The organism is Halomonas sp. PAMB 3232 (assembly GCF_031954225.1).
In the GTDB taxonomy this organism is placed as follows: Bacteria; Pseudomonadota; Gammaproteobacteria; order Pseudomonadales; family Halomonadaceae; genus Vreelandella.
Genome location: NZ_CP134865.1, coordinates 1,502,809 through 1,522,189, shown reverse-complemented (window position 1 = coordinate 1,522,189; position 19,381 = coordinate 1,502,809). Strand labels below are relative to the sequence as shown.

The following is a 19,381-nucleotide window of genomic DNA, read 5'->3' as shown; positions in this document are numbered from 1 at the left end:
GGTTGCTGAATAACGCATATCGACGCTGCGGTTAGGCACCTTTTTAGCGATGCCTTGAACAAGTGCGCGCATGATAACCCGAAGGAGGACTTTTTTGCAGGAGAACATGAGGATCCCGACCGCCCGCACCGACGACGGCCAGGATAATGCCCGCCCCCTTTGGCAGCGCCAGCTCTCACACGCGATTCGCGACCCCAGGGTTCTGCTCGAGCGCCTGGGGTTGGATGATCGGTGGCTGGCCGGCGCCCGCCAGGGCCACGCGCTGTTCGAGGTGCGCGTGCCCGAGGCGTATCTTTCGCGCATGGCCTATAACGCCCCGGCGGACCCGCTGCTGCGCCAGGTATTGCCACTGGGTGACGAAACGCGAATGTTCGAGGGTTTCGTTCAGGACCCGCTGGAGGAAGCCGAGCACCGCCCCGCCCGCGGCTTGATCCATAAATACCGGGGCCGAGTGCTCTTGATCGCCAGTCCCGCCTGCGCGGTCAACTGCCGCTACTGCTTTCGCCGCCACTTCCCCTACGCCGAGAACTCCCCTTCTCGCGCTCAGTGGCAGGAAGCCCTCGACTACCTGCGCCAGGACGCCAGCATCCATGAGGCGATTCTCTCCGGCGGCGATCCGCTGGCGGCAAGCGATCGTCAGCTCGCCTGGCTTGTCGGCGAGCTCGAGGCGATCCCGCACCTCAAGCGCCTGCGTATCCATACCCGGCTGCCAGTGGTGATCCCTGACCGCATCGATGACACCCTGCTCGCCTGGCTCTCGACCACGCGCCTGCAAAAAGTGATGGTGCTGCACATCAACCACGCCAACGAGATCGACCAGGCAGTGATCGACGCCTGCAAGCGGCTCACGCGCGCCGGGGTAACGCTTTTAAATCAAAGCGTACTGTTACGCGGCGTCAACGACGATGTTCCGGTACTGGCCGCGCTCTCCGAGCGGCTGTTCGAGGCAGGCATACTGCCCTACTACCTGCATGTGCTCGACCCGGTGCAAGGCGCGGCGCATTTCGACGTGCCGGACGACGAGGCGCGCGCGCTGGTGGCTCAACTGCGCGCCCACCTACCCGGTTTTTTGATGCCACGGCTCGTTCGCGAGGTGCCAGGTGAAGTGAGCAAGACGCCGCTTTGAGGCGCTTCATGAGCTCTTGACTGCACCAAAACAGCGCCATCGTTTTTTTTACGCACCAGCAAAGCGCGACCGCGTGGGTAGTGCTTCCAAGGACAAGCGCAACCCTAAACTCAAGCATCTGAATTAAAAGGATTAAAAAAAGGATGGCCGGCATCTTGTATTGAATTTAGCGTTGAATACGGGGTATCGGCAGCCAGCTGCCACACAATCGAGTTTCCAATGGATCGCTAGGGTTCCGGCACCGTCATAGATACGCCCCGACGGTGTGACTGGTCCGAGAGCGATCGACCCTGCAAGCGCAGGGTTACACGGCGGGATAAAAGCCCGGGAGGATAAGGCACAGAAATGCGCCGATGCCCCCGATATTTTATTTAGCCGCTGGAGGCTCTCATGACCCGCTACGTTTCAATCGCCGCCGCTTCTGCTGTAAAAAACCCTTTTCCCATAAAACGTCTGCGCTTGACAGCTTTTCCCTCCGCCGTGCTGGCGACCACACTTGCGCTCTCCACCGTTTCTCCCCCTGCCGCAGCTCAGGAGCGCGATAGCTTCAGCGTCTGCTGGTCGATTTACGCCGGCTGGATGCCTTGGGCCTACGCCGATGTCGAGGGCATCGTCGATAAATGGGCGGATGAATACGGCATTACGATCGATGTCGTCCAGATCAACGACTACGTCGAATCGATCAATCAGTACACCTCGGGCAATGTTGACGGCTGTGCCATGACCAACATGGATGCCCTCACCCTTCCCGCCGCCAGCGGCGTGGACTCCACCGCCCTAATCGTTAACGACTACTCCGACGGCAACGATGGCATCGTGCTCAAGGGCAGCGACAGCCTGGCCGATATCGAGGGCCGCCAGGTCAATCTGGTGCAGTTCAGCGTGTCGCACTACTTCCTCGCCCGGGCGCTCGAAAGTGTAGGCCTGACCGAGCGAGATATCGAAACCGTCAACACCGCCGATGCCGATATCGTCGGCGTCTTCGCCAGCGCGACTACCGAGGCGGTGGTCGCCTGGAACCCGCAGCTCGGCACCATCGCCGACATGAACGATGCCAGCGTGGTGTATACCTCGGCGGAAATTCCCGGTGAGATCCTGGATCTAATGGTGGTCAACACTCAAACGCTTGCCGACAACCCGGCACTCGGCCATGCGCTGGTCGGCGCCTGGTACGAGGTCATGGGGCTCATTGAGCAGGGCGATGAAGCGGCCCTTTCGACGATGGCCGATGCCGCGGGCACCGATCTCGACGGCTACCGCGAACAGCTCGCTGCTACCTACCTCTACACCGACCCCGCCGAGGCGGTCGAGCTGATGGAGAGCCCGGCGCTGTTGGAGAACATGGAGCGGGTCGCCGAGTTCAGTTTCCGCCACGGGCTGCTGGGCGAAATGGCGCCGGACTACGACATCATCGGCATCGAAACTCCCAGCGGCGTCTTCGGCGATGAAAACAACGTGCAACTGCGTTTCGACCCCACCTTCACCCAGGCGTACATGGACGCTCGCTGAGCCGCCCCGACGTGCACCGCCCGGCGGCGGGTTGAAAGCCGCCGCCACTCTGGACTCACCCCTGGACGGACACTGCCATGAAGCGCCTTATCAATTTAACGCCTCCGCGAGGCGGCCGCTGGCTGCTGGGGCTGGTGCCTTTTGCACTGCTCGCCATGCTCTATATCAGCCTGTCGAGCGAGCGCCTGGCGAATAACCCCAATGATCGATTGCTGCCGGCACCCGCCACCATGGCCCAATCCTTCTACCACCTGGCGAGCGCCGAGAACGTCCGCACCGGCGAGATCACGCTCTGGACCGACACCTTTGCAAGCCTCGAGCGACTGCTGATCGGCGTTGGTATCAGTGCGCTGCTGGGCCTTCTAATCGGCATTCTGACCGGCGGGCTGCCGATCCTTCGCGCCAAACTCTCGCCACTAGTCACGGTGCTTTCGCTGATTCCGCCCATGGCGATTTTGCCGATTCTGTTCATCGCCTTCGGGACCGGTGAAGCCTCGAAGATCGCGCTCATCGTGATCGGCGTCACGCCCTTTCTGATTCGCGACCTGCAGGGTCACGCACTGCGCCTGCCCGATGAACAGCTGATCAAGGCCCAAACCCTGGGCGCCAGCTCCTGGCAGGTACTGCTGCGCGTTCTTCTGCCGCAGCTGACACCGCGGCTTCTCAACGCCACGCGCCTGGCGCTCGGCACCGCCTGGCTGTTTCTGATTGCCGCCGAAGCCATCGCCGCGCAGGAAGGGCTGGGCTATCGCATCTTCCTGGTACGCCGCTATCTCTCCATGGACATCATCCTGCCTTATGTCGCCTGGATCACGCTGCTCGCCTTCGTGCTCGACCAGCTGTTGGCATGGACCTCAAGGCTCGTTTTCCCGTGGTACCACGCCGGTGAAGGAGACAAGTCATGAGTCTTTTAACCGCCAAGCGACTGGAAAAACACTATGGGCACCACGTGGTGCTCGAGAACCTCAACTTCGAGGTCGATGAAGGCGAATTCGTCACTCTGGTAGGCGCCTCGGGCTGTGGCAAGACCACCTTTATCAAGATGCTGCTGGGCACCGAAAATGCCTCGAAGGGCGAGCTTGCCCTCGATGGCTGCCCGATTCCCAACGAGCCTGGCCCGGACCGCGGCGTGGTGTTCCAGAAGTACTCGGTTTTTCCGCATTTGACAGTACTGGGTAACGTCATGATGGCCGAGGAGCTCGAGGCCTCGCCTCTGCTTGGCAAGAGTTTCGGCCGCGCCCGGCGCCGTGCCATCGAAAACGCCCGCGCACGGATCGATGAGGTGGGCTTGAGCCACGCTCTTAACAAGTATCCTCACGAACTCTCCGGCGGCATGCAACAGCGCTTGGCGATCGCCCAGGCACTGATGATGCGCCCGCGCATTCTGCTGCTCGACGAACCCTTCGGTGCGCTCGACCCGGGCATCCGCCAGGACATGCATGCATTGATCACCAAACTCTGGGCGGAGCAGAAACTGACCATTTTCATGATCACCCACGACCTCAAGGAGGCCTTCGAGCTGGGCACGCGGCTCTGGGTCTTCGACAAGACGCGCCACGACCCTCAGGCGCCAGAGGCCTATGGCGCCACCATCACCTACGACCTGCCGATATCGCGCGAGCGCCCGGCCACGGCCCTTACCGAGGCACTGACGCGAGGTGGCGTGAAAACCCATATCGAGGAGACTCTATTATGACAAGCGACCCCGCCTACACCACCCATCTGCCCGGCGGGCATCACTGGTCGCTGCGTGTGCGCCGCCACACGACGCTGACGCTGACCGCCCGCGACGCCGACACGAACGTGGGCCTGCTGTGCTACAACCCGGAAAACCTGCTGGAACGGCTGAACCTGCCGGACACCCTGAAGTGCCAGCACACCTTCAAGCTGACCGAGGGCCACTGCCTTTACTCCGACATGGGCCGCATCTTCGCCTCTATCACGAAAGACGAGCTGGGCTGGCATGACAGCGTCGGCGGCAACCTGATGGCGCAACACCTGAAGGCCAAGGGCTGGGCACACCAAAGTTACCAGAAGGCGCGCAATCAGTGGACTCGTACAGGTGTGGATGCCTTTCTCGTCGAGCTTGCCAAGTACGGGCTGGGCCGGCGCGACATGGCGGCCAACCTAAACCTCTTCTCGCGGGTGGAAAGCGACAACGAAGGCCGGCTCCGCTACGTGTCCGGCCACTGCCAGCCCGGCAGCCGCGTGACGCTGCGCTTTGAGATGGACACCCTCGTGCTGCTGCACACCTGCCCGCACCCGCTCGACCCGGCAAAGGAGTACCCGCATCGCGGCGTCGATATCGCGCTCGATACCGCCGCCGCGCCGACGATCGACGACCCGTGCTTCCAGTCACGCCCGGAAAACGCTCGAGGGTTCGCCAACAACCGTCTTTATCATCTCGGCCTATAAGGAGAGCGCCATGATCACCGACAGTCCCCTGAATCCAGACACTGCGCTCAGCCGCACTCGGATCGACGCCGGCGACCACTACATCGGCACCGTCAAGCGCGGCCAGACCCTGCGCATTCTGGATCTCGAAGGCAACCAAGCCGCCGACACGCTCTTTTTCAGCGCCGAGGACAGCGCAGAGCGCTACAGCGCGATGGACACCGTGCGTGAACAGCAGGCGGTCTATCTCACCACCGGCTCGCGTCTGATCTCAAGCGAGGGCCGCGTGATGCTGACCATCACCGCCGACACTTGCGGTCGCCACGACACCTTGGGCGGCGCCTGTTCGAGCGAAAGCAACACGGTGCGCTACGACCTGGAGAAGCGCCATATGCACTCCTGCCGCGATAACTGGATGGAAGCGATCGCCAACTATCCGGAGTTCGGACTCACCAAGCGCGACATCACCCACAACATCAATTTCTTCATGAACGTGCCGGTGACCGCCGACGGTGGGCTGACCTTCGAGGATGGTATTTCCGCTCCGGGCAAGTACGTCGAGATGGTCGCCAATATGGACGTCACCGTACTGGTCTCCAACTGCCCGCAGCTCAACAACCCCTGCAACGGCTACAACCCTACCCCGATCGAACTGATCGTCTGGGAAGACTGACACGCAGCGAGAGGCCCGGGGACGACCCCGGATCGCCTGAACTTACGCGGGACGACCCGCCTTGCTGGTAGGCCGCCATGACACACGCCACCTCTTTCACCAAAGTTTTGATCGCCAACCGCGGCGCCATCGCGACACGGCTTTTGCGCACGCTGCACCGCCTCGGTATCCAGAGCGTCGTCGTATATGCCGACGCCGACCGCGACGCCCCGTACGTCCACCAGGCCGATGAGGCATATTCACTCGGCGAAGGCGGCGCCACCGACACCTACCTCGCTATCGATAAACTGATCGCCATCGCCCGCCAGAGCGGCGCCCAAGCGGTGCACCCGGGCTACGGTTTTTTATCCGAAAATACCCGCTTTATCGAGGCCTGCGACGCTGCAGGCATTACGTTTCTCGGCCCGACCGCCGAGCAGATTCGCCAGTTCGGTTTGAAGCACGAAGCGCGCGCGCTGGCCGAACGCGCCGGCGTACCACTGGTGCCGGGATCAAAGCTTCTGAAAAGCCTCGATGAGGCACACGCCAGCGCCGAGCGTATCGGCTACCCGGTAATGCTCAAATCTACCGCCGGCGGCGGCGGCATCGGCATGCAGGTTTGCCGCAACCCGGCCGAGCTCTCCCGCGCGTTTGAGTCGGTCAAGGGGCTGGGTGAGCGCAACTTCGGCGACGACGGCGTGTTTCTGGAAGCCTATATCGCCAGCGCCCGCCACTTGGAGGTGCAGCTTTTTGGCGATGGCAGGGGTACGGTCATCGCACTCGGCGAGCGCGACTGCTCCACTCAGCGCCGCCATCAGAAGGTAATCGAAGAGTGCCCGGCACCCAACCTGCCCGAGTCTGTGCGTCAGGCGCTGCACGCCACCGCAGTCAAACTGGGCGAAGCCGTCGCCTACCGTAGCGCCGGCACTGTCGAGTTCATCTACGATACCGACCGTGAAGCCTTCTACTTTCTCGAGGTCAACACCCGCCTGCAGGTCGAGCACGGCGTCACCGAGCTGGTGTACGGCGTCGACATCGTAGAGTGGATGGTGCGGCTGGGCGCGGGCGAAGCGCTCGACTTGAAAGCACTGGCCGCCGCGCTCGCCCCTCTCGGCCACGCCATGCAAGTACGCCTCTACGCCGAAGACCCGGCCCACGACTTCCGCCCAAGTGCAGGGCTTCTTACCGAGGTTCACTTCCCAGAGCGCGCCGGGCTCCGGGTCGATCACGCCATCGAATCGGGGCTGGAGGTCTCAGCGCTATTCGATCCGATGCTCGCCAAGGTGATGGTGCACACCGACAGTCGCGAACACGCCATCAAGGAGCTCGCCGCCACCCTCGAAGCATCGTCAGTGTATGGCATCGCTACCAACCGCACTTGGCTCTCTCACGTGCTGCGCGCCGAGCGCTTCAAGACGGCTGCCATCGACACCCACTGGCTGACCACGCTGGACTGGGCGCCGCCGGCCATCGAGGTGCTGGCGCCGGGAACGCTGACCACGATTCAGGACCACCCGGGCCGCCAGGGCCACTGGGACGTGGGCGTGCCACCCTCAGGTCCCTTCGATGACTGGTCGTTTCGCCTGGGCAACCGCCTGCTCGACAACCCAGCCGAAGCCGCCGGGCTCGAGATTACTCTCAACGGCCCGACCCTGCGCTTTCATCGCGCCACGCAAATCGTGCTGGCCGGCGCACCGCTTTCCGCCTCGCTCGACGGCAACCCGGTAGATTTCTGGCAGGTACTGGACGTACCGGCCGGCGCCACCCTGGCCCTTGGCAAGGCCAGTGCCGGCGCACGCGCCTACGTGCTGGTGCGCGGAGGCATCGACTGCCCACGCTATCTGGGCTCGCGCAGCACTTTCACCCTGGGCCAGTTCGGCGGCCACGGCGGGCGGGCACTACGCAGCGGCGACCTGCTGGATCTGCCTGCACTCGAACCCACGTCTCACCAGACGCTGGACCCCGCACTGATACCTGCCATCGACGACCCGGCCAGCGTGGTCGAAATCGCGGTGCTTTACGGCCCCCACGGCGCGCCGGACTTTTTTACCGATCAGGATATCGAGCAGTTCTTCGCTCACGAATGGGAAGTGCACTACAACTCGAGCCGCACCGGCGTGCGCCTGATTGGCCCGCGTCCGGAGTGGGCGCGTACGGACGGCGGCGAGGCGGGTCTACACCCCTCCAACATTCACGACAACGCCTATGCCTTTGGCACCATCGACTTCACCGGCGACATGCCCGTGATTCTGGGCCCGGATGGCCCATCGCTTGGCGGCTTCGTCTGCCCGGCGACCGTCGTGCGCGCCGAGCGCTGGAAGCTGGGCCAGCTCACCGCCGGAAGCAAGGTACGCTTCGTGCCGGTCACGCTCGAAAGCGCCCGCGCACTCGATGAACGCCAGTGCGAGCAGCTCGCCTCGCTCAGCGCCGCCGGCCAGATCGATATCGAGCGCGACGCCTCGAGCCCGATCCTGCGCGAGGTTGGCGCCGAGCAGGCCGGCGAGCGCATCGTCTACCGTCGCGCGGGAGATGACTTCCTGCTGATCGAGTTTGGCCCCATGACGCTGGACATCGCCCTGCGCTTTCGCGCCCATGCCTGGATGCTCTGGCTGCGCGAACATACCCTGCCCGGACTCATGGAGCTGACGCCCGGCATCCGCTCGCTGCAGGTTCACTACGATCCAAATACCCTGAGCCTTGCAGCGCTACTTGCGCACCTGGCCCGCGCCGAGCACGAACTTGCCGACATCGAATCGCTCGAGGTCGAATCCCGCGTGGTGCATCTGCCGCTCTCCTGGGACGACCCGGCCTGCCAAGAGGCGATCGACAAGTATCAGCGCAGCGTGCGCCCTGACGCACCCTGGTGTCCGAGTAACCTGGATTTCATCCGCCGCATCAACGCGCTCGACAGCGAGCAGCAGGTGCGCGACATCGTCTTCAACGCCCGCTATCTGGTCATGGGGCTGGGGGATGTCTATCTGGGCGCGCCGGTCGCCACGCCGCTCGACCCGCGCCAGCGTCTGGTAACCACCAAGTACAACCCGGCGCGCACCTGGACGGCGGAAAACTCCGTCGGCATCGGCGGCGCCTATCTATGCGTCTACGGCATGGAAGGGCCCGGGGGCTATCAGTTCGTCGGCCGAACGCTTCAGATGTGGAATCGTTACCGCACGACCGAGCACTTTACGAACCCGTGGCTGCTGCGCTTTTTTGATCAGTTGAGCTTTTACGACGTTAGCCATGACGAACTGATGCAAATTCGTCGCGATTTCCCCCATGGCCGCTTTGATCTTTCCATCGAAACCACTCGCTTTCGCTTGGCCGACTACCAGGCCGAAATCGACAAGAACGTCGAGGCCATCGAGGCGTTTCGCCGCAAGCGCGACGAAGCGTTCCAAGCCGAAATGGCCGCCTGGCGCGCCAACGGACAGTTCACCTTCGAGGATCAGGTACCCGCCAGCGCCGAGGTGGGAGCGCTCGATGAAAATGAGCGGGGCGTCGAAAGCCCGGTGACGGGCAGCCTATGGAGACTGCTGGTGAAACAGGGCGACCTGGTGGAAGCGGGCCAGCCCGTGGCACTGGTCGAATCCATGAAGATGGAAGTGGAGATCAGCGCTCAAAGCGCCGGACGCGTGGCTCGCTTACCCCTGGCCGAAGGAGGCGCGGTGGGGCCGGGCCAGCCGTTGATCGTTCTCGAGGACCCGGTGGATGTCGACTCATAAGCGTTACGCATGCAACACCGCATCGACACCCACTCCATCACCCAAGGAGCCGCTCATGACCGCCTTGCGCCCGCTGGACATCAAAAGTCTTCATCAAGCCTATTCAAGCGGTGAGCTGACGCCTGCCAGCTTGATCGACGAGTTGTTGGACCAGGCTGAACGTCTCGGTCCAAATTCCGCCTGGATCACTCGCCTAACCCGCGAGCAGTTAACGCCCTACCTTCAGAAGCTAGAGGAAGAGTCTCCCGCTACGTTGCCGCTTTACGGCGTTCCGTTTGCCATCAAGGATAATATCGATCTGGCGGGCGTACCCACTACGGCGGGAAGCCCTGCCTACGCCTACACGCCTGACGAGCACGCCTTCGTGGTCCAACAGTTGATCGATGCCGGGGCCCTTCCCTTGGGCAAGACCAACCTGGACCAGTTTGCCACAGGGCTGGTAGGTGAACGGGCGCTGGATGTGTACGGCACACCGGCCAACGCCTTCGACCCGACATTCATTCCCGGTGGCTCCAGTAGTGGTTCGGCGGTGGTGACCGCGGCGGGTATGGTGAGCTTTGCGCTGGGCACCGATACCGCGGGCTCGGGGCGCGTGCCCGCCTGTTTCAACAACCTTTACGGCGTCAAGCCGAGCCTTGGGCTTCTGAGCACCCGCGGCGTCGTCCCTGCCTGCGCCACGCTCGATACCATTAGCCTGTTTACCCTGACCTGCGACGACGCCGCCGCTCTGCTGGCGCTAACTGCGGTGTACGACGAGCAGTGCGCTTGGTCGCGTCGCTTCGATTTCGCCGTGCAGGGCCAACGCTACGGTCAGCCGCCTGCGGCGTTTCGTTTCGGGGTGCCGCTAGAATCACAGTGGCAGACCGATGCGGCCTATACCCAAGGCATGCACCAGGCGATTACAAAGCTTGAAGCGCTGGGCGGTGAAAAGGTCGAGCTCGACTGTACTCCGCTTCTGGCCGCTGCCCGCCTACTCTACGAAGGACCATGGGTCGCCGAGCGCTACCATGTGATCCAAAAGCTCATGGCCGAAAGCCCAAAGGCCGTGCATCCAGTGACGTTTCAGATCACCCAGGGCGGAGCAACGCCGCTGGCGGTGGACGCCTTCGATGCTCGCTACAAGCTAGCCGAATACAAACGTCAGGCCGATGCGTTGATCCAGCAAGTAGACGTCATGCTCTCACCGACGACCGTCACGCATCCGAGTAAGGCCGAGGTCGCCAAGGATCCGATCGGCGCCAATTCGCGCCTAGGTATTTGGACCAACTTCATGAATCTTCTGGACTACAGCGCACTGGCCGTGCCGATCGGCTTTACCGAGCGCGAGTTGCCGGTAGGCGTGACGCTCTTCGGTCCGGCCTTCGCCGACCTGCAGCTTTTGTCGCTGGCGCGCGCACTCGAGGCGCGCACTCGGCTTCCGCTGGGCGCCAGCGGAATCGAGAGACCCGCCATCGAGCCACTGGCGACACCGGCTCAAAACGGCACCATGGAGATCGTGGTCTGCGGCGCGCACCTGGAAGGGCTGCCGCTCAATCATCAGTTGACCGAGCGCGGCGGTATCAAGGTGGAGAGCACCCAAAGCGCACCGCGTTACAAGCTCTATGCCCTTGCCGGCGGGCCACCCGCGCGCCCGGCGATGGTGCGCGATGAGCAGGGCCAAGCGATCGAGGTGGAAGTATGGCGCCTGCCCATCGATACCGTAGGCAGTTTCCTGGCGGGCATCCCCGTCCCGCTGGGCCTTGGCCAGGTCGAGCTCGCGGACGGAAGCTGGAAGTGCGGCTTCATCTGCAGCGCCGGCGCGCTCAACGAGCCCGGCCCCGCCAGGGACGTGAGTGATTACGGCGGCTGGCGGGGGTGGTTGAAGCAAGCGAAATAAACACTGGATACAGTTGCAGCGATACCCTTTCACTGTCCCTTTCACTGTATAACGAGCCTTTCTAACCTACCGGTAAGCGACTGTAGTGGAGTCCTGGGCTGCTTACCGGCTAGCGCACGGCGGGCAAATTCTCCGAAAAATAGATTTCCATGGCCACGGTGCCGGTGGTTTCAGCCATTTCGCCGCTGGCGATCTCCATCGCGCGGGCGTAGATGGCGCTGGGGCTTTGGGTGATGACCATGTCCATTGTCCCGTCCACCAGCATGGTGCGCGTATCCGGCGTGAGCCCGTGGCCCATGAAGCAGACCGCCTTGTCTCGTCTCGATTCTCGCAGGGCGCGGCCGATACCGTCGGAGGAGCCGCCCACGTTGTAGATACCCACGATATCCGAATGCCTGGCCAACAGGCGGCTTGCGTTAACGTAGTTTTCATCCCGATTGTCGTGACCTTCCTGGGGGCCGATCACCGTCAGGTGGGGAAAGCTCTCTTCGATCAGCGCCAGAAAGCCCATTTCGCGCTCCATGTGAGAGCGGTAGGCACGGCTTGCGGCCACCAGCGCCACCTTTCCCGAGGCGGCGCGGCAAAAACGCCCCATCACTTTGGCGGCCGTGCGCCCGGCGGCGAAGTTATCGATGCCGATGTAGGCGTTTCGACTCGAGGTAGGCAAGTCGGAAATGATGGTCACTACCCGCTTACCAAGACTGGTCAACTCGTCGATCACCTGGCGCACTCTGGGGTGTTCAATGGCCATGAAAACCACCACATCCGAGGGTTTTCCGTAGCGGCGCAGTGCCTGCACCAGCGCTTCGGGATCGAAGCTTTCGATGAAGTGGCTGCTGACTTTCAACGGTTCGACGGAGAGCTTGGCCATTTCGCGAACGTAGCGGTTGAGCCCGGTGAGATAGGGGTTGCTGCCCTGAGGCAATAGAAAGACCACCTTGGCGAAAGTGGGTCCGAGCCGCCGGTTCATGTCCGCTGCGTCCAGATAGCCCACCTCGACGGCGGCCTTGAGTACTCGGGTCAGCGTCACCTTTCGCACGCCAGGGCGACGATTGAGCACGCGATCCACGGTCGCCGTCGACACCCCGGCGGCAGAGGCGATATCAGAAATCAGCGGGCGTTTTACATCAAAAACCATCATGAATTCCTCATTGCCCAAGCACCCCGAGCTGCCCTAGCCTCAAACCTGCGGGTGGGTGAAAAACGCCTGGCTGCAAAACAATAAAAAACCATCAGCAGGAGAATAACAATGCTAGCCAAACTGGTACGCACTAGCCATCTCACGTTACTGGCCGGCGCTCTCGGATTGAGCGTTGCCACTGCCTCGGCTCAGGAAGTCACGCTGCGCTACGGGCACATGCACACGCCCACCTCCATCGCCGGCATGCAGGCCGAATGGCTGGCAGAGGCCATCGAGGAGAAAACAGGCGGCGAGGTGAGCGTCGAAATGTACCCGAACTCCCAGCTTGGTCGGCTTCAAGAGCTTGCCGAGGCGGTCTCGACGGGGTCAATTGCGCTCTCCCATAACACCGCCGGCGCTATTGGCTCGCTCTATGCCCCCTTCGCCGCCTTTGATACACCCTACCTTTATCGTGATGTCGATCACCTGATGGCGGTGATGGATGTCGACTCGCCGGTCATGAGCGAGCTCAACGAGGAGCTCGCCGCGGCCTCCGGCGTGCGCCTTCTTTACGCTTTCTATTTCGGCACCCGTCACCTGACGGCGAATCAGGAAATTCTGACGCCCGAGGATCTCGACGGCGTCAAGATTCGCTCGATCCCCTTCCCCATCTATATGGCCACCGTCGAAGGCATGGGTGCCATTCCGGTGCCCGTCGACTGGTCGGAAGTGCCCACTGCGCTTGCCACCGGCGTGGTCGAGGGGCAGGAGAATCCGGTCAACGTCGTAGTCACCGCCAAGCTCAACGAAGTGCAGAGTCATCTGATGCTGACCGGCCACATCAGCGCCGCCCAAGTCGTTGTGATCAGTGACGATACCTGGCAGTCGCTGTCGCCAGAAAACCAGGCAGCGATCGCCGAAGCCGCTCAGGAAGTACGCCAGCGCGCCACCGACGCCATGCTGGAGGCCGAAGCCAGTGACCTTGCAACGCTTGCCGAGGCGGGCATGCAGATCGTCGGGCCGGAGCAGGGGCTGGACGTAGAAACCTTTAAAAGCCGCGTTCAAGCGCGCATTGCCGAGGAGTTTGACGAGCAGTACGGCGATCTCTACCAGCTGATTCGCGAAACGCGCTAAGCCATGAGCACCGAAAACACTCTATTGACGCGAAGCCTTGGCCGGCTGACCGAGCTCTGTCTGGGGATCGCGATGACGCTACTCGTCATCATCACAGTACTGGTAGTCGCCCAGGTCATTGCTCGCAACCTGTTCAACACGGGACTTCCCTGGGCGGACGAGGCGGCGCGCTTTGCGGGCATCTCGATGGTGTATCTGGCCACACCTTACTTGCTCTTTCACGGCCAGCACGTGGCGGTAACGATGCTGGCGGACGCCCTGTCGGGGGTAAAACGCAGGTTATGCCTGGCATTAGGTGAACTTGCCACCCTCGGCTTCTGCGCGCTGACGCTCTACGGCTTCTACCGGTTTTTGCTACGCGCCGGGCGCTTCGCCTCACCGGCGCTGAGCATTCCAAACCTGTGGCTCTACATGCCGGCGCTGGTCAGCATCGCACTGCTGGCAGTGGTCTCGCTTCATCGCCTTTCGCGGCTGGCTCACCGGGAGACACCCTCATGTCCCTGACGCTACTGCTGATCTTTGCAGCCAGCCTGCTGTTCGGCGCGCCGGTGGCTGTCAGCCTGGGGCTCTCCGCCGGCGCGGTCATTTTTCTCTATGACCTGCCGTTCACGGTGATGGCTCAGCGAGCGATCAATACCCTGGACAGCACGCCGCTTCTGGCGGTACCGCTATTCATACTTGCAGCGTCTCTATTGGGCGCGACCGGCGTCACTACGCATCTATTCGAGCTGATGCGCATGGTGGTCGGGCGCATTCGCGGCGGAATGGCCCATGTCAACGTGCTCACCAGCCTGATCTTTTCCGGCATGTCCGGCGCGGCGCTGGCGGACATCGGCGCGCTTGGCGGCATCCAGATTCGCCAGATGGAGCAACAGGGCTATACCAAACGGTTCGCTGCGGGCCTGACCATCGCCGCGGCGACGATTGGCCCGATCTTTCCACCCTCGATACCGCTGATCATCTTCGCAACGGCAGCGGAGGTATCGACCATTCGGGCGCTGCTGGCCGGGGTGCTTCCGGCCATTGTCGTGGCGATCGCGCTGATGGTGCAGATCGGCCTCATGGCAAGGCACTACAAGCTCCCCCGGGACGACGTGCAGCCGAGTCTCGAGGCGCTGGGTAGAAAAACGCTGATTTCGCTGCCTGCGCTTCTGGCACCGGTGCTGCTGGTGGGCGGCATGATCAGCGGCTACTTCGGGCCAACGGAAGCGGCGGGCGTCACGACGGCCTACGCCCTGCTGATCGGCGTGCTCGTCTACCGCTCGTTAAGCGTGCGCTCGTTTCTGGAATGTACCCGTGAAACCGTGCTGTCGACGGCGAACGTGCTGTTCGTGGTGGCCTCGGCGGCGCTGTTTGCCTGGGTGCTGACCATGGACCGCATCCCGGCCCTGGCCGGCGAGTGGCTTTTGAACGTATCGGATAACCCGCTCGTCTTGCTGCTGCTATTGAATCTTCTACTGCTGGTCGTGGGCATGTTTCTGGAGGCGATCGTGGCCATATTGATCATCGCACCGATCGTCACCCCGGCACTTTTGCAGGCGGGGGTGGCGCCAGAGCAGCTTGGGGTGGTGTTCGTGCTCAACCTGATGCTCGGACTCTTGACGCCGCCAGTGGGCATGAGCCTCTACATGGTGTCGATCATCACCAAAATGCCGCTTTCGGAGATCATTCGCGGCGTGGCCCCCTTTTATCTCTCACTTTTCGCAGCCCTGGCGCTGGTCACTCTGGTGCCCGCCCTGTCCACCTGGTTGCCCAACCTTGTCATGTAGGAAACGTCATGAGCCAATATCTTGGAGCGCTTCGCCAACTGGGTTACGTGGTCACCGATATCGAAAAAGCCATGGCCTACTGGACCGATGTGATGGGCGTGGGGCCCTTCTTCTACAACCCTCGCGTGCCCATCGAAAACTATCTCTACGAAGGAGAACATTACGAGGTGCACAACTCGGTGGCGTTGGCCAACGCCGGCTTCATTCAGGTAGAGCTGATCCAGGCGCGCAACGATGCTCCCTCGATGTACCGCGATTTTCTTGAAGCGGGTAACACGGGCCTGCAGCACGTTGCGTTCTGGACCGAAACCTTTGATGCGGATCTGGCCGCCATGCAGGCTCGCGGCTATCGCGTCAAGATGAGCGGCGAAGTGGGCCGTAACGGCCGTTTCGTCTATTTCGACCGCGAGTACCACCCGGGCACCGTCATCGAGCTTTCCGAAGTGCTCGGCCCCAAGGGACGGATGTTCGAGATGATTCGTGAGGCGTCAGAAAACTGGGACGGCAGCGACCCAATACGTTCTTTCCCCGATCTTTCGGAGCCCCGGAAATGATTCGCGCCACCTATCATCTGGAAACGCCCCTCGACCCGCATCAGGTGGCAGACATGATGGCCGGTGAACAGAGCTGCGCCACTTTCGTCAGGCTCGAGAGCGAAACCGACGCCCTACGTGAACGCTTCCGGGCGCGCGTGACGAGGCTCGAAGTGCTCGAGGAACGGGAGGCGCCCACGCTTTACAGCGCCTATCTGGCGCGCAAAAACGTGCGCGGCCCCTGGAAGAAGGTAGCGGTCGACATCGAGTACCCCGAGGACAACGTCGGGGTGAACCTGCCGACCCTGGCGGCAACGGTGGCCGGCAATCTGTTCGATCTGGGCGAGCTGACCGGGCTTCGTCTAATGGCGATTGCGCTCACCCCTGAGTACCGCGACCGCTACCCGCGGCCGGCGCTGGGGGTGGCGGGTACTCGCGAGGCCGTGGGGGCGTTCGAGCGCCCGCTCTTTGGCACCATCCTCAAGCCCAATATTGGCATGACCCCGGAGGAGACCGCCGATCTGGTCGAGCGGCTTTGCGAAGCGGGGGTGGATTTCATCAAGGATGACGAAATCGCCGGCAATCTTCCTCACGCCCCGGTCGAGGCGCGGGTTAGCGCGGTGATGCCGCGCCTCAAACGCTACCAGGAGCGCAGCGGGCGCAACGTCATGGTGGCGTTCAACATCACCGACGAGCTCGACGCCATGCGCCGCCACGCCGACCACGTCCAAAGAGAGGGCGGCCACTGCGTGATGGCGAGCCTCAACTGGTGCGGGCTCTCGGCGATGCAGACCCTGCGCGCCTCGACGGAGCTCGCCATTCACGGCCACCGCAACGGTTTCGGCGCTTTCGCCCGCCACCCGGCGCTGGGCATCGACTTCAACGCCTATCAGACGCTTTACCGCCTGACCGGGATTGATCACATGCACGTGCACGGCATGAACGGCAAGTTCGCCGACGCCACCGAGGAGGTAGCCCAGGCGGCCAAACTGTCGCTCATGCCTCTCGGCGCCACCGACGATCGCGTGATGCCGGTGTTCTCCTCGGGCCAGTGGGCGGGCACGCTGCCCTTCACCGTCGACAAGACCCAAAGTGCCGACTTCATGTTTCTTGCCGGTGGCGGCATTCTAGCCCACCCCGGCGGCGCGGCGGCGGGAGTCGCAAGCCTTAAAGAAGCCTGGCAGAGCATCGAGGCCGGTGAGCCGCTGTCCTGCACTCACCGCCCGGCGCTGGCCGAGGCGCTCGACTTTTTCGGCAGCCGCTAGCCATGCGCTACGTATTCATCGCCGATGACTTTACCGGCGCCTCGGATACGCTGGCCACTCTGTGCCGCGCGGGGCTGCGAGCACGGCTCTATCTCGCCCCCCCCACAGTGGACGAGGTGGCCGACCTGGACGCCTTCGGCATCGCCACCTCGGCACGCAGCATGGATCAATCGCGCCTTGCCCAAAAGATGCGCTGCTTGGGCGAACAGCTGCGTCCTCACCGCCCGGATATTCTTCATCTGAAGGTGTGCTCCACCTTCGACAGCAGCGAAACGACCGGCAACATCGCCGTTGCGATCAGAGTGCTGAGCGCCGAGCTCAAGCCCGCGACGACGCTGATCATCGGCGGCCAGCCGAGCCTGGGACGCTATTGCGTCTTCGGGACTCTTTTCGCCAGGGCAAGCGACGGCCACACCTACCGCATCGACCGTCACCCGGTCATGCAGCGCCATCCGGTCACGCCCATGAACGAGGCGGACCTGCGCCGTCATTTCGACGCCATGGGGCTTGCAAATGTCACGCTGCTCGATCGCGCGAGCCTTGAAAGCGATCAGGCGCTGCCCGCCGGCCCACTTCTTTGCGACGCTCTGGAGCAGCGGGATCTCGAGCGGATCGGCCAACGTTTTAGCTCCGAGCCCATGCCCCAGCTCTGGGTCGGGGCAAGTAGCGTCGCCCAGGCGTTGTACCCCGAGCAACGGACGCTGCCTTCCCCCACCCAGCTGCCCGGCCCGCTGCTCGTATTTGCCGGCAGCCGCTCCGCTGTGACCGCCGAGCAGGTCGCCGCCGTTCGGCAGTTTGAATGCCTTTCGATTTCGACGCGCAGCCTGGCAGATAATGAAAAGCCCGATCGCGAACGCATCGCGCGCCGTTTGCAGGAAGGCCAAAGCGTGCTGGTCGCCCTGGACGCCGACACCACCCACGCCATGAGCCCGCTTGAGGTAGCAAAGCGCTGCGCCGAACTGATCGCCTCGCTGGTGGCGGCCACGCCGGTCGGCACGCTGCTGATTGCCGGGGGCGATACCTCGAGTTTGGCGCTTCGCCAGATAGCGCCGAAAAGCATCGATTATCTCGGCCCTTTCGATACCGGCGTTCCCATCTGCGTGGCGAACCTGGCGGACGGGCGTACGCTTCCCGTCATCATGAAAGGCGGCCAGATGGGCGCGGTGAAGCTATTTGATCGGGCGTTTCGAATGACGCATCAGCAGGGCGAGGCTCCATAAAAGCGGCGCCAGCACCCACCGCCACACAAACCGCACCGCGATCAATAAAGGCAGCAGCACGACCAGCCAGATCGCGAACTGTCCAAGCCAGGCGGGCAGGCCCAGCCACTTTGCCAGGTTGGCGCCCAGCGCGCTGACCAGCGACGGGTGGCGGATCACCACCACGGCGGTGGCGGTGAAGGCAGCTACTTTCGCCACTCGTGGGAGCGTGGCAAAGCGGGCGGTGCCGGCAAACGCGCCGGAGCGCGCGCCCGCTTGGGCGCCGCGGGCTTCCACGCTGCCTACCCGGGCACCGCGGGCCAAGCGACCGGCGCGCAGCACCTTCACCGTGCTCGCCATCAGCAAGAGATCGACCCCGGCCCAGCCGACGTCCGCCGCGCCGATCGCCTCATCGCGGCGCCACTGCCCTTCCAGCCCGCGCACGCCGCCAGTGAAGAAGTCCCCCACTCCGGTGACGATACGCTCGCCTTGCAGCCAGTGGATGTCACCGCTCGAGTCCACCGCGAACTGGTTCAACAGCGCGTGGCCATCTTCACCAAGTAGCGCAATGCCCATCAGTCCGCGCTGATCCGCGCTCCACTCGGCGGTCTCGACCGGCGTGTCATCGGCTTCGTTCCACCAGCGGCTCGCCTCGCGGTAGCGCTCACCCAGCCAGTGCCGGGCTTTGAGCGTTGCGACATCGTGTTCGCGATAGTAGGCAATCGGCAACAGCGCCTGCGCCCCGAAGCGTGCCAGCACGTCCTGAAAAGCGGGAAGATAGGCATAGGCGAGCAGCGCCTCACGGGCGGCGGAGCCAAAACGCTCCAGCGCCAGGTGCGCGTTCATCCAGAGCGCGGGGGTGTCGGCGTAGTGCAGAAACACCGCGTTGATCTCGGCGCTCTCCTGGGCGAGTGACGCGTCGATCGAGGGCAGCGCGCGCTGCGCCTCCAGCCGTACCAGGCGCGGTTCGAAGGCCTCACTCGAGGCCAGCGCGGTCAGAAACCCGGCAAGCCCCACGGCCAGTGCAAGAGTGATGCGTGCCGGGTTCATGGGCGCTCCTCCAGGGTGGCCAAAGCGCCCAT

16 protein-coding genes and 1 riboswitch are annotated in these 19,381 nt (G+C 63.1%); of the genes, 14 read left to right on the top strand and 2 right to left on the bottom strand.

What is annotated here, in order from left to right:
* Positions 1-106: 106 nt before the first annotated feature.
* The 8 genes from epmB (at position 107) to atzF (ending at position 11,279) form a co-directional block, all read left to right on the top strand.
* Positions 107-1,126: an EF-P beta-lysylation protein EpmB gene (gene epmB / locus RN346_RS06865; protein WP_311962548.1), complete on the top strand. Its 1,020-nt coding sequence runs from the start codon at positions 107-109 to the stop codon at positions 1,124-1,126.
* A gap of 216 nt (positions 1,127-1,342) precedes the next feature.
* A riboswitch (guanidine-I (ykkC/yxkD leader) is annotated at positions 1,343-1,459 on the top strand.
* Between the two features lie 126 nt (positions 1,460-1,585).
* On the top strand, positions 1,586-2,635 hold the full coding sequence (locus tag RN346_RS06860) for a putative urea ABC transporter substrate-binding protein (protein WP_263584364.1): 1,050 nt from the start codon (positions 1,586-1,588) through the stop codon (positions 2,633-2,635).
* 77 nt (positions 2,636-2,712) lie between these two features.
* Positions 2,713-3,540 (top strand): ABC transporter permease, encoded by an 828-nt coding sequence (locus RN346_RS06855; protein ID WP_263584365.1) that lies wholly within the window; start codon positions 2,713-2,715, stop codon positions 3,538-3,540.
* Entirely contained in the window at positions 3,537-4,331 is a 795-nt protein-coding gene (locus RN346_RS06850) for an ABC transporter ATP-binding protein (RefSeq protein ID WP_311962547.1), read from the top strand. Before RN346_RS06855 ends, RN346_RS06850 begins: the two co-directional genes overlap by 4 nt.
* Entirely contained in the window at positions 4,328-5,050 is a 723-nt protein-coding gene (locus RN346_RS06845) for an urea amidolyase associated protein UAAP1 (protein ID WP_263584367.1), read from the top strand. The genes RN346_RS06850 and RN346_RS06845 overlap by 4 nt, the downstream gene beginning before the upstream one ends.
* Before the next feature lie 10 nt (positions 5,051-5,060).
* On the top strand, positions 5,061-5,702 hold the full coding sequence (locus tag RN346_RS06840; protein WP_263584368.1) for an urea amidolyase associated protein UAAP2: 642 nt from the start codon (positions 5,061-5,063) through the stop codon (positions 5,700-5,702).
* Between the two features lie 77 nt (positions 5,703-5,779).
* A complete protein-coding gene (uca, locus tag RN346_RS06835; RefSeq protein ID WP_311962546.1) occupies positions 5,780-9,403 on the top strand; it encodes an urea carboxylase in 3,624 nt (1,207 codons plus the stop codon).
* A gap of 55 nt (positions 9,404-9,458) precedes the next feature.
* Positions 9,459-11,279: an allophanate hydrolase gene (gene atzF / locus RN346_RS06830; RefSeq protein ID WP_263584370.1), complete on the top strand. Its 1,821-nt coding sequence runs from the start codon at positions 9,459-9,461 to the stop codon at positions 11,277-11,279.
* Positions 11,280-11,388: 109 nt separating this feature from the next.
* On the opposite strand, the gene RN346_RS06825 is transcribed toward atzF, so the two are convergent.
* Positions 11,389-12,420, bottom strand: coding sequence for a LacI family DNA-binding transcriptional regulator (locus RN346_RS06825; protein ID WP_311962545.1), 1,032 nt, complete (start codon positions 12,418-12,420; stop codon positions 11,389-11,391).
* Positions 12,421-12,528: 108 nt separating this feature from the next.
* Here RN346_RS06825 and RN346_RS06820 point away from each other — a divergent pair, with 108 nt between their 5' ends.
* From RN346_RS06820 to RN346_RS06795, 6 genes are read left to right on the top strand one after another with little or no spacing between them, the layout of a single operon-like run.
* A complete protein-coding gene (locus RN346_RS06820; RefSeq protein WP_311962544.1) occupies positions 12,529-13,533 on the top strand; it encodes a TRAP transporter substrate-binding protein in 1,005 nt (334 codons plus the stop codon).
* Positions 13,534-13,536: 3 nt separating this feature from the next.
* Positions 13,537-14,037 carry a TRAP transporter small permease gene (locus RN346_RS06815; protein ID WP_311962543.1) on the top strand — a complete coding sequence of 167 codons (501 nt, stop codon included), beginning with the start codon at positions 13,537-13,539 and terminating at the stop codon, positions 14,035-14,037.
* Entirely contained in the window at positions 14,028-15,302 is a 1,275-nt protein-coding gene (locus RN346_RS06810; RefSeq protein ID WP_311960648.1) for a TRAP transporter large permease, read from the top strand. The genes RN346_RS06815 and RN346_RS06810 overlap by 10 nt, the downstream gene beginning before the upstream one ends.
* 8 nt (positions 15,303-15,310) lie before the next feature.
* Positions 15,311-15,856: a VOC family protein gene (locus tag RN346_RS06805; protein ID WP_263584375.1), complete on the top strand. Its 546-nt coding sequence runs from the start codon at positions 15,311-15,313 to the stop codon at positions 15,854-15,856.
* On the top strand, positions 15,853-17,100 hold the full coding sequence (locus RN346_RS06800) for a RuBisCO large subunit C-terminal-like domain-containing protein (protein WP_263584376.1): 1,248 nt from the start codon (positions 15,853-15,855) through the stop codon (positions 17,098-17,100). Before RN346_RS06805 ends, RN346_RS06800 begins: the two co-directional genes overlap by 4 nt.
* A gap of 2 nt (positions 17,101-17,102) precedes the next feature.
* Entirely contained in the window at positions 17,103-18,320 is a 1,218-nt protein-coding gene (locus RN346_RS06795; protein WP_311962542.1) for a four-carbon acid sugar kinase family protein, read from the top strand.
* Here the strand turns inward: RN346_RS06795 and RN346_RS06790 are convergent.
* Positions 18,270-19,349, bottom strand: coding sequence for a hypothetical protein (locus tag RN346_RS06790; protein ID WP_311962541.1), 1,080 nt, complete (start codon positions 19,347-19,349; stop codon positions 18,270-18,272). The two genes, RN346_RS06795 and RN346_RS06790, sit on opposite strands and share 51 nt — an antisense overlap.
* Positions 19,350-19,381 lie beyond the last annotated feature (32 nt).